Source organism: Corallococcus sp. AB032C (assembly GCF_003668935.1).
In the GTDB taxonomy this organism is placed as follows: Bacteria; Myxococcota; Myxococcia; order Myxococcales; family Myxococcaceae; genus Corallococcus; species Corallococcus exiguus.
In genome coordinates this window covers 21,046-30,258 of sequence record NZ_RAWP01000117.1, presented here as the reverse complement: position 1 = coordinate 30,258, position 9,213 = coordinate 21,046, and the positions used below count along the sequence as shown (strand labels likewise).

The 9,213-nt window shown below is 73.4% G+C and carries 7 protein-coding genes and 1 pseudogene; 5 read left to right on the top strand and 3 right to left on the bottom strand.

The window, feature by feature from the left end:
- Window positions 1-283, bottom strand: a pseudogene (locus D7X99_RS35125) (hypothetical protein); the annotation flags it as partial.
- 129 nt (window positions 284-412) lie between these two features.
- Between D7X99_RS35125 and D7X99_RS35120 the strand changes: the two are divergent.
- On the top strand, window positions 413-1,318 hold the full coding sequence (locus D7X99_RS35120; protein ID WP_121781586.1) for an AEC family transporter: 906 nt from the start codon (window positions 413-415) through the stop codon (window positions 1,316-1,318).
- A gap of 32 nt (window positions 1,319-1,350) precedes the next feature.
- Here the strand turns inward: D7X99_RS35120 and D7X99_RS35115 are convergent, their stop codons facing one another.
- Window positions 1,351-1,560, bottom strand: coding sequence for a hypothetical protein (locus tag D7X99_RS35115; protein WP_014393545.1), 210 nt, complete (start codon window positions 1,558-1,560; stop codon window positions 1,351-1,353).
- Window positions 1,561-1,837: 277 nt separating this feature from the next.
- Here D7X99_RS35115 and D7X99_RS35110 point away from each other — a divergent pair, with 277 nt between their 5' ends.
- Both D7X99_RS35110 and D7X99_RS35105 read left to right on the top strand, forming a co-directional pair.
- Window positions 1,838-2,053 carry a hypothetical protein gene (locus tag D7X99_RS35110; RefSeq protein WP_233613963.1) on the top strand — a complete coding sequence of 72 codons (216 nt, stop codon included), beginning with the start codon at window positions 1,838-1,840 and terminating at the stop codon, window positions 2,051-2,053.
- Window positions 2,046-2,336 carry a hypothetical protein gene (locus D7X99_RS35105; RefSeq protein WP_121781584.1) on the top strand — a complete coding sequence of 97 codons (291 nt, stop codon included), beginning with the start codon at window positions 2,046-2,048 and terminating at the stop codon, window positions 2,334-2,336. The genes D7X99_RS35110 and D7X99_RS35105 overlap by 8 nt, the downstream gene beginning before the upstream one ends.
- Window positions 2,337-2,399: 63 nt before the next feature.
- Here D7X99_RS35105 and D7X99_RS35100 read toward each other — a convergent pair whose 3' ends face one another.
- Window positions 2,400-3,587, bottom strand: coding sequence for a hypothetical protein (locus D7X99_RS35100; protein WP_121781583.1), 1,188 nt, complete (start codon window positions 3,585-3,587; stop codon window positions 2,400-2,402).
- 182 nt (window positions 3,588-3,769) lie between these two features.
- Between D7X99_RS35100 and D7X99_RS35095 the strand changes: the two genes are divergently transcribed.
- Window positions 3,770-6,802, top strand: a complete 3,033-nt coding sequence (locus D7X99_RS35095) for an MG2 domain-containing protein (protein ID WP_306465385.1) — start codon at window positions 3,770-3,772, stop codon at window positions 6,800-6,802.
- Window positions 6,799-9,168, top strand: a complete 2,370-nt coding sequence (locus tag D7X99_RS35090) for an alpha-2-macroglobulin family protein (protein ID WP_199756408.1) — start codon at window positions 6,799-6,801, stop codon at window positions 9,166-9,168. Before D7X99_RS35095 ends, D7X99_RS35090 begins: the two co-directional genes overlap by 4 nt.
- The last annotated feature ends 45 nt before the right edge of the window (window positions 9,169-9,213 follow it).

Genomic DNA, 9,213 nt, shown 5'->3' with positions numbered 1-9,213 from the left:
ACATGCCCCCCAGCGGCGCCGCCAGCACCGCGCCCGCGCCATTGAGCGCCACGATGAAGCCCGCCTGCTCCACGCTGAAGCCGCGCTCGCGCGTGAGGTAGAGCGCCAGGAACGGCGCGACGAAGGACCCCAGCCGGTTCACGAAGGTGCCCACCCACAGGACCCAATACGTCCGTGGCAGGCCACCCCCGCCCAGCGCTCTCAACACCGTGGCAACGGGATTCATGGCGGGATGCCCGACGGACGTGGAGAGGAAGGACTGACCGCGGGCGCGCGCCAGCATGCCCCCGATTCCAGTCGCGCGCGAAACGCGACTTCCCCGGGCGCACCTTCATGGCGCTGGACATCGCTGGCTGGCTCCTCCAGGTTGCCGCGCCAATCCACACCCTGGAAGGCGGGACGCAAGGCGGGCATGGGGCAGGTCATCGGACTCCTGGGGGTGTGCCTCGTCTTGGGCGTATTGGCGCGACGCAGCGGCCGGTTCCCCGAAGGGACGGCGCCTGCGTTCAACGTCTTCCTCCTCAACGTGTCGCTGCCGGCGCTGGTGCTGCGCGCCATGCACCGGCTGGAGTTCGCGCCCGGGCTGGTGGTGGCCGCCGCGGCGCCGTGGCTGCTCTTCGTGGGGGCGGTGCTCTTCCTCCGCCTGCTGGGGCCCCGGCTGGGGCTGTCACGCGAGTCGGTGACGGCGCTCATCCTCACCGCGGGGCTGGGCAATACGGCCTTCGTGGGCCTGCCCATGGCCGCCGCGCTCCTGGGGCCCTCGAGCGTGCCGGTGGCGGTGGTGGCGGATCAGCTGGGCTCGTTCCTGGTGCTGGCGACGCTCGCCACGCTGACGGCGGCGAGAGCCAGCGCCCGGACGGAGCTGTCCGTGCGCATGCTCGTTCGCAAGGTGCTGGTGTTCGCCCCGTTCCAGGCGCTGGTGCTGGCGCTGCTCCTGCGCCCCTTTCCCTTCCCGGATTGGCTGGAGTCCGTGCTGCAGCGGCTGGGCGACCTGCTCACGCCGCTGGCGCTCTTCGTCGTGGGCTTCCAGCTGCGGCTGAAGGGGCTCTGGCCTCGTGTGCCGGCGCTCGCGCTGGGGCTGTCCTACAAGCTGGTGCTCGCGCCGCTGGCGGTGCTGGGCCTGCTGATGCTCGTACCCGGGCTTGAACTGGTGGTGAAGCAGACCACGGTGCTGCAAATCGCCATGGCGCCCATGGTGACGGCGGCCATCCTCGCCGCCGAGCACGACCTGGACGCGGACCTGGCGGTGCTGATGGTGGGCGTGGGCATTCCGCTGTCGTTCGCCACCGCGCCGCTGCTCTTGTCCCTGGTGCACTGACGCCCGCGCGGCACGGGCGTCAGTGTTTCGTTTCAGGCGAGCGCCGTGGTCTCGAAGGAGAGCTCGACGCCATTGGGCTTCACGCGCATCTGTGGACGCGACAGCACATGGCAGTGCGGGCAATAGCCGTGGGCACCCGCTGGCGTGGCCCGGATGGAGACCGCGCCGCCACACATCATGCAGCCCTCGGGAAGATCGAAGTCCGCGAACCGCTCTCCGCTCTGGGTCTCGAATTGGGTCATGCCATTGAGTTAACGCAGGATCTGCCCGACACAAGCAGACCGGTTCCCTCCCCGCGAGGACCCGGTATGGCGCCTTGCCCCACCTTTCGGGCACAGAAGACGGCCCTCCCAGGCAGCCTGCAAAGGTTACCGGCCGATCTCCGACTGCTCACCCGGCGACACCGCAACCTCTTGAGCGGGCTGGCGAGCGCTGGCACGGGGATTTCATAGCGCACCCGCTCGGACAGCAACGGGACGGGGGAGGTGCGGGATGGGTGTAGGGAACACAGTGAAGGTCATGTGCGACCGGAAGGGCTGGCGGGTGGAGGTGGCGCACTCGGCGGGTGTGCGGCGCTACCGGTACGGCAGCGAGTCGCAGGCGCGTTACTTCGCGGCGGTGTTCGAGCTGGGGCCGAGCGTGCTGCCCCCCAAGAACCACGCGCGAAGGCCGCAGGAGCCCTGCTTGGCTCTACCCAATGAGGTCTCTTTCGGAGAGGCTTGGCTGCATGAGTGATGCTTCCAAGCCCAAGCCCTTCATCCTCCCCAACCGGCAGCACGTCACCAAGGAGCCGGATCCGGGGGGCCGTTGGTCCGCGCAGTTCCCGGAGATGATTGGTTACTCCAGCCAGGGCGGCGGCAAGGTGCCGGCCGACTTCGGGTGGAACACCAACCCCAAGCAGTGGCAGGAAGAGCTGACGCCGCAGACGCTGGCGGAGCGCTTCGAGGAGCTGCGCATCCTGCCTCCGAAGAAGGACGCCCCCGCGCTGCCCGCGACGGCCACGCCCGCGAAGCCCTGAATCGACGGGCCGTCCGCTTCCAGGGCCCGGAGGTTCCCGGGCCCTGTGGAGGCGTGAGGCCCGCTAGCTGAACGGCAGGCTGGCCAGCCGCTCGCGGAAGCGGGCGAGCAGGTCGCGCGCGCCGGCCTCGTTGAGCCCCTCCGAGGCCTCCTGACGGCCCTTGCGCAGGAAGGCGTCGAAGGGCGCCGAGCGGCCCGACAGCGCGCCCGCCGCTGACACTGCTTCCTCCAGGACGCGCGCCGCGCCTGAAGAGCCCAGCTCCAGGTGCATGTCCACCTGCTCCAGCCGGGCGCTGCTCGTGGCCCACACGGCGCGGTCGTGCACGGTGAGCCACGTGCGGGTCAGCTCCTCCATGGCTTCTTCCATCAGCGCGAGGAAGGGCTCCACGAGCCCGGGCAGCACCTCCGGCCCCAGCGCGGACTGCGTGCCCGCTTCGCGCAGCCGGCCGCGCGCCGCGACGATTTCGCGTTTGGTGGGCGTCTTCAGCGCGAGCGACGGGGACAGGGACACGAACGCGGCCAGGCTCTCCTCGGCCTGCCTCGCCAGCGCGGGCCGCTGGGCGTCCGTGGCCTTCGCGGCGCGCTCCAGCCGGCCCTGCAGTGAGCGGCGCAGGTCCGCCGCCGCGCCTCGCAGGGCCACGCGCGCGCCCACCTGGTTCGCGTAGCCGGGCACCACGTCCTCGTGGCGCACGTCCGCGAAGGCCGCGGCGGTGAGGTACACGAGGTCGCCGATGCGGTTGCGGAAGTCCGCGCGCGACGCGGCCAGCTCCGACATCAGCGTCCAGCGGTCGCTCACCACCTCCGGCCGGCGCATCTGCACGCCCAGCTCCTGCAAGCGCTTGGACAGGCGCTCCGCGCTGGCGTGCAGCACGGCCTCCGCTTCCTGCGACAGGCGCTCGTCGGAGCTCGCGGGTGGCGGGGCCCAGCCGCCGTCGTTGGACGCGGCGGGGCGGGCGGGCGGCGGGAAGGCGTCGCGGATGGCGGCCACCAGCTTGTTGACGTCCGTCAGCGTCTCGCCGATGGCGGGCGCCATCGTCTCCCAGAGGGACAGGTCCGCGGCGTCATCGGGTTCGGCGGTGGTGGGCTCGTACTTCACGATGCTCAGGTGCCCCAGCCGGTCGATGGCGACGGCGGCCGCCTGGTAGACCTTGCGCAGCCGCGTCGCGAAGTCGCGGTCCATCAACGCTTCGAGCAGCGCATCCAGGCGGGGCGGCAGGGCATCCTGCGGGGGACGGTTCTTCGAAACGACCATGACGTATCACCCTAGCTCAGCCGCCCGACGGATACGTCAACGGGGGGAGGTGGGGACCGGCTCCGCGCTTTCCGGCGTACAGTGGAAAGACGGGGAGAAAACGCATGACAGGTGGCATCCAGCGTCGGCGATGGGTGGCCGGCGGGCTCGGGCTGTTGTTTGTGGGGGGAGGCCTGGCCTTCATGGCTTCCGGGCGGTGTCTGTCCGCCTGGATGTTCCAGGGCGTGGAGGTGCCCGCGTGTCCGGACGGCGAGTTCCGCCAGACGGTGAGCATGTCCGCCAGCGGGCTCGCGCGGGGAGGCTCCAGCCGGGTGACGGTCTGGGCGCAGGCGCACGGGATGGACGCGGAGGGCCGCGAGCTCGAGGCCCTCGTGGGCCGCGGCACGGCGGCGCTGTTCCTGGTGGACGCGGCCGGCAAGGAGACGCCGCTGCCGCTGGATGCCAAGGGCCGCTGGGAGCGCGAAGACGCCGGTTCCCTGTCGGCGCCGGTGACGCTGCCCGCGGTGCCGGACGGCGACTACCAACTGCGCGCGCGCCTCACCACGCCGCTGGGCACCGGCACGGTGGACGCGGCGCTGCCCCTGTACGCGCCCGCGCGGGTGCGCGTGCTGACGGACCGGCCCCTCTACGAGCCCGGGCACCGGGTGCGCTTCCGCGCGGTGGCGCTGCGCGCGAAGGACCTGTCGCCGCTCGATGGACGGCCGGGGACGTGGAAGGTGATGGACCCCTCCGGCGAGGTGGTGCTGGAGGAGCGCGCGCCCGCGGGCAACTGGGGCGTGGTGGCGGGGGACTTCCCGTTGGACCGGGGCGCGCCCACGGGCACGTGGACGGTGGCGTGGACCAGCGGTGGCGCCTCCGGTGACGCGACCTTCACGGTGGAGCCCTTCACGCTGCCGCGCCTGCGGATGGAGGCGAAGAGCCCCCGGCCCTTCTGGCGCGCCAACGACACGCCGGAGGTGACGGGGCAGGTGTCCTACGCGTCCGGCGCGCCGGTGGCGGACACGGACGTGACGCTGGCGTGGAGCCACGCGGGCGCATGGCCTCCTCCGACGGAGTGGCTCCGGGGCGAGCTGCCCACGAAGGCGCGCACGGATGCCGCTGGCCGCTTCCGCGTGACGCTGCCGCGCGTGCCCCAGGACCTGCGCGGCCAGGCCACGCTGAGCGCGAGCCTGGAGGCGAAGGACCCCACGGGCGAGCCGGTGCGCGGCGGCGTGTCGCTCCTCCTGTCCGAGGACGCGGTGGCCGTGTCCTCCGTGACGGAGCTGGAGGACGGGCTGGTGGCGGGCTTCAGCAACCGCGTCTACCTGCGCGCCACCACCGCGTCGGGCCAGGTGCTGCCGGGCGCGGAGGTGATGGTGACGCGCGCGTGGGACCCTCGCGACAAGGGCGTGAGCGCGGTGGCGGACGAGGACGGCGTGGCCGCCTTCCAGTTGGACCCGGGCCCCGCGGTGAACGTGGTGGTGCCGCCGCTGCCGGTGCGCGTGCAGCCGCGTCCGCCGCCCGTGTCGCTCGCGTCGTCGCGGGACCTGCTGGGCACTCAGGGAGGGCAGTCGTCGCTGGAGGATCAGCTCGCGCTGGAGCGGCTGCTGCCGGTGCTGCATCCCTGCGCGCGCTTCGTCAGCCCGTCCTCCGGCGCCTCCATGGCGGAGTTCGTGGTGCGGGTGGGCGCGTCCGGGCAGGTGCTGGACGTGGCCGGCGCGGAGGAGGGGTTGGAGGCGTGCATGGCGTCGGCGCTGCGTGCGCGGGGACTGCCGGCGCGCGCGGAGCGGATGCTCCAGCTGCGCTTCCAGGTCATGGATCCAGGCCTGCCCTCGATTCGCTGGAACACGCAGGTCGCCTTCGGGGACGAGCGGGGCGTGAGCGAGGGGCTGACGGTCGCCGCGCTGGATGCGCGCTCGTGCCTGCCGCCCACGCTGGACCGCGCGGTGGCGGTGCCCGGCGTGATGACGTGGCGGCGGTGGGCGGACAAGCCGGAGCTGGCGCTGTCCTGGGTGACGGAGCCCGCGACGGATGAAGCGCTCCCGGCGGCGGTGCTGGCGTGCGTGAAGGAGCGCTTCGCGCGCATCCGCGTTCCGGCCTCGACGCAGGCGGAGTTGCTGGCGGGACGCAGGCCGTCGGAGGCCATGGGCGTGGTGCGCTTCATCACGCAGCCGACGTACGGCGGCAACGGCATTCCCCGGCCACCCCAGGCCACCACGTTCCTGGGCTACGAGTTGAAGGTCCGGGCGAAGTGGGACGGCCAGGACATGGGGGAGACGAAGTTCGTGCTGCGCCCCGCGCGCCTGCCGCCGCTGCGCCTCCGCATGACGCCGGTGCTGGCGAAGGCGGGCGAGTCCGTGAAGGTGGAGCTGCTGCGCGGCCCCGGCTTCACGGGCGAGCTGCCCAAGACGCTGGAGTTGGTGGCGGGGCCGACGCGGCTCAAGGAGAAGCTGGACGCGGCCACGCGCTCCGCGCACTTCACGTTGCCCAAGGACTTCGAGGGCTGGGCGCAGGTGGAGGGCGTGGCGGCGACCGCGCGCGTGTACGTGGCGCCTCGCGCATCGCTGACGGTGGAGGTGTCTCCGGACAAGCCCGCGTACGCGCCCGGGGAGCTGGCGCGTCTCCAGGTCCACACGCGCGTGGACGGCAAGGACGGCGAGGCGGCGGTGGGCCTCTTCGGTGTGGACGAGACGCTGTCCCAGCTGGCGCCGCTGCCGGGCGCGGATGCGCTGGATGGGCTGCGGCCTTCGCCCTCGGTGGCGACTCCAGCCTTCGGTGTGCTGGACGGTCAGGCGCTGGCCATGGGGCGCATCCGGGGCGCGAACGCGGCCGCGGCGGCGCTCTTGCGCGTGACGGCGGTGCCCACGCTGGAGGACGTGGAGACTCCCCTGTCGGCGAGCGCCACGAGCCCCTTCTCTCCGGACGCGGAGCTGACGGAGCCCTTCTACGCGGTGCTGACGGAGCTGCACGCACGCACGCGCAAGTGGGAGGAGACCGCGCCCGAGGGTGAGACGTTGGACCCCGCGGGCCTCGCGCGGCTGTGGGCGGAGTCGCTCGCCGCGTGCGAGCAGCGCGGGCAGAAGGTGACGGATGCGTTCGGCCGCAAGCTCCGGCTGTCGCGGTTGCCGGAGGACCTGCTGGCCCTCACGGATCCGCGCGCGGTGGTGGTGAATGGAACGCGGTTGCCGGAGGACGTCGTGAACTGGGGCGCGTGGGTCGCCCGGGAGGCGCCATGAAGCAGCGCTCGTGGATGTCCGGGGCGGTGGGCCTCGGGGTGGGATTCGTGCTGGGCGGGGTGATGATCGCGGTGGTGACGGGGGAGTCGGTCCGCCGCCTCATGGGGAGCTCCGCCGCCGCGCTCGCGGGGAGTGCGGAGCCACCGGAGGAGTCCGCCGGCTTCATGTCGGAACGCCCGAAGAAGGCGATGAAGAGCTTCGGGTCGGCGAACGCCTACGACGACGAGGTCGGGTCTCGCGGTGGCGGTGGACCGGGCGCACCTCCGATGCCCGCGGCCGCGCCCGTGATGGAGCTGGCGGCGCCTCCGGAGCCGGAGATGGAGGAGGGAGGCGCCACCGCGGACAAGGGTGGCGCGGCGGCCGCGCCCACCCGCGCGTGGTTCCCGGAGACGTTCCTCTTCGAACCGCTGGTGGTGACGGACGCGAACGGCTCTGCGACGGTGCCGGTGCGCGTGCCGGACCGGCTGACGCAGTGGCGGGTGCTGGCGCTCGCGCACTCGCGCTCCGGCGCGCAGGCGGGGGCGGTGACGTCCTTCGCGGGCACGCTGCCCACGTACGTGGATCCGGTGCTGCCGCCCTTCCTGCGCGCGGGCGACACCGTGCGCCTGCCGGTGCAGGTGGTGAACACCACCGACAAGGCCGTGGAGGCCTCGCTCAAGGTGGACGTGAAGGGCGCGCAGGTGGAGGCCGGCGCGCGCACGGTGCGGGTGCCCGCGCGCGGCAGCGTGGTGGAGCTGGTGACGGTGAAGGCCGGAGGCGCGGGGCCGGTGACGCTGCGCGCCTCGCTGGGGGACACGGACGCGGTGGTGCGCGACTTCGACGTGTGGGCCACCGGCCAGCCCGTGGTCCAGACGCGCGGCGGTTCGCTGGCGGCGCCGCGCACGCTGTCCCTGGTGGGCCCCGCGGACGCGCAGGCTGGCAGCGAGCGGGTGCGCTTGCAGGTGTACCCGGGCGCGCTGGGCATGGTGCGCGCGGAGCTGGCGGCGGTGGAGCGCCGTCCCGTGGACGTGGCCGGGGACGCGTACGCGCTGCTGCTCGCGGGCCAGGCGCCGGAGTTGCTGAAGTCGCTGGGCGAGACGGCGGACCCCGCGGCGCTGAAGGCGCTGTCGCTGGTGGCGACGCAGCGGGTGCTCCGAGCGGCGCGGGCGCCGTCGATAGAGGTGGCGACGCGGCTCGCGGAGGGCGCGCTGGCCCACCCGGACAACCCGGTGCTCGCGCGGCTGGGCGAGCGGCTGGTGGCGCAGGTGGCCCAGGCTCAGCGGCCGGATGGCACCTGCCAGGGCGGTGAGGGCTGGACGCTCCAGCGGCTGCTGGTGGCGACGGCGAACTGCGCCCGCACGGTGCGCGCGGCGCAGGGCACCCCGGAGGGCAAGCAGCGCGCGGCGGCCTTCACCGTGCGCGCGTCGGGCGTCTTCGAGCGCTACCTGCCGCAGGTGAAGGACGGCTACACGGCGGCGGTGCTGCTGGCGGAGGGCTCCGCGGAGGGCGGCGTGGCGGACGCCCTGCGCACCCGCGTGCGCGAGGCGCTGAAGACCGGCACGGACGGCACCGCGTGGCTGCCGGTGGAGCCGGACACGGTGCGCGCGGACGGGGAGATGCCCTCGGAGGCGGAGGCCACGGCGATGGCGGTGCTCGCCCTCCAGGGTGATGCGAAGGCGCCGCTCGCGGACCTGGGCGCCTGGCTGCTCGCGCACTACACGCCGGGCCTGGGCTGGGGGGATGGGCAGGCCAACCGCGTGGGGCTGCGCGCGGCGCTGGCCCTCTTCAAGGATCCGCTGCCGGCCCAGGTGCGTGTGTCGGTGGCGCGCGACGGACAGGTCGTCACGGAGGGCACCTACGACACGAAGGCGTTGCGTGAGGTGCTGGCGCTGGAGGCCGCGGCGCCGGGCTCGGCGGGGTCGCACACGTGGACCGTGCGCGCGGAGCCCGCGGTGCCGGGGCTGGGCTTCTCCCTGGCGCTGTCCGCGGCGGTGCCTTGGAAGAGCGAGGTGAAGGGCGGCCTGCAGCTGGCCGTGACGGGGCCGAAGGAGGCGCGCGTGGGACAACTGACCAACGTGCGCGTCCAGGTGGGTGCGCCGTCCTCGTTGCCGCTGCGCTTCCAGCAGGAGCTGCCCGCGGGCGTCCAGGTGGATCCCGCGAGCCTGGCCGCGCTCGTGGCGTCCGGACAGGTGAGCTCCTGGGATGTGCAGGATGGTGCGTTGTCATTGGACCTTTCTCCCAGGGAGCAGGGCGCGCCAGTGCAGGTGGAGTTCCGCGTGCTGCCCACGCTCGCCGGGACGTTGCAGGCGGGCGCGGCGCGACTGGGTGTGCCTGGCCGGCCGGACATCACCGCGTCGCTGCCGCCCACCACCTGGGCGGTGCGCTGACGCCCTCCGGCGCCGTGGGGTCATTCTCCACTCACGGCGCCGGTG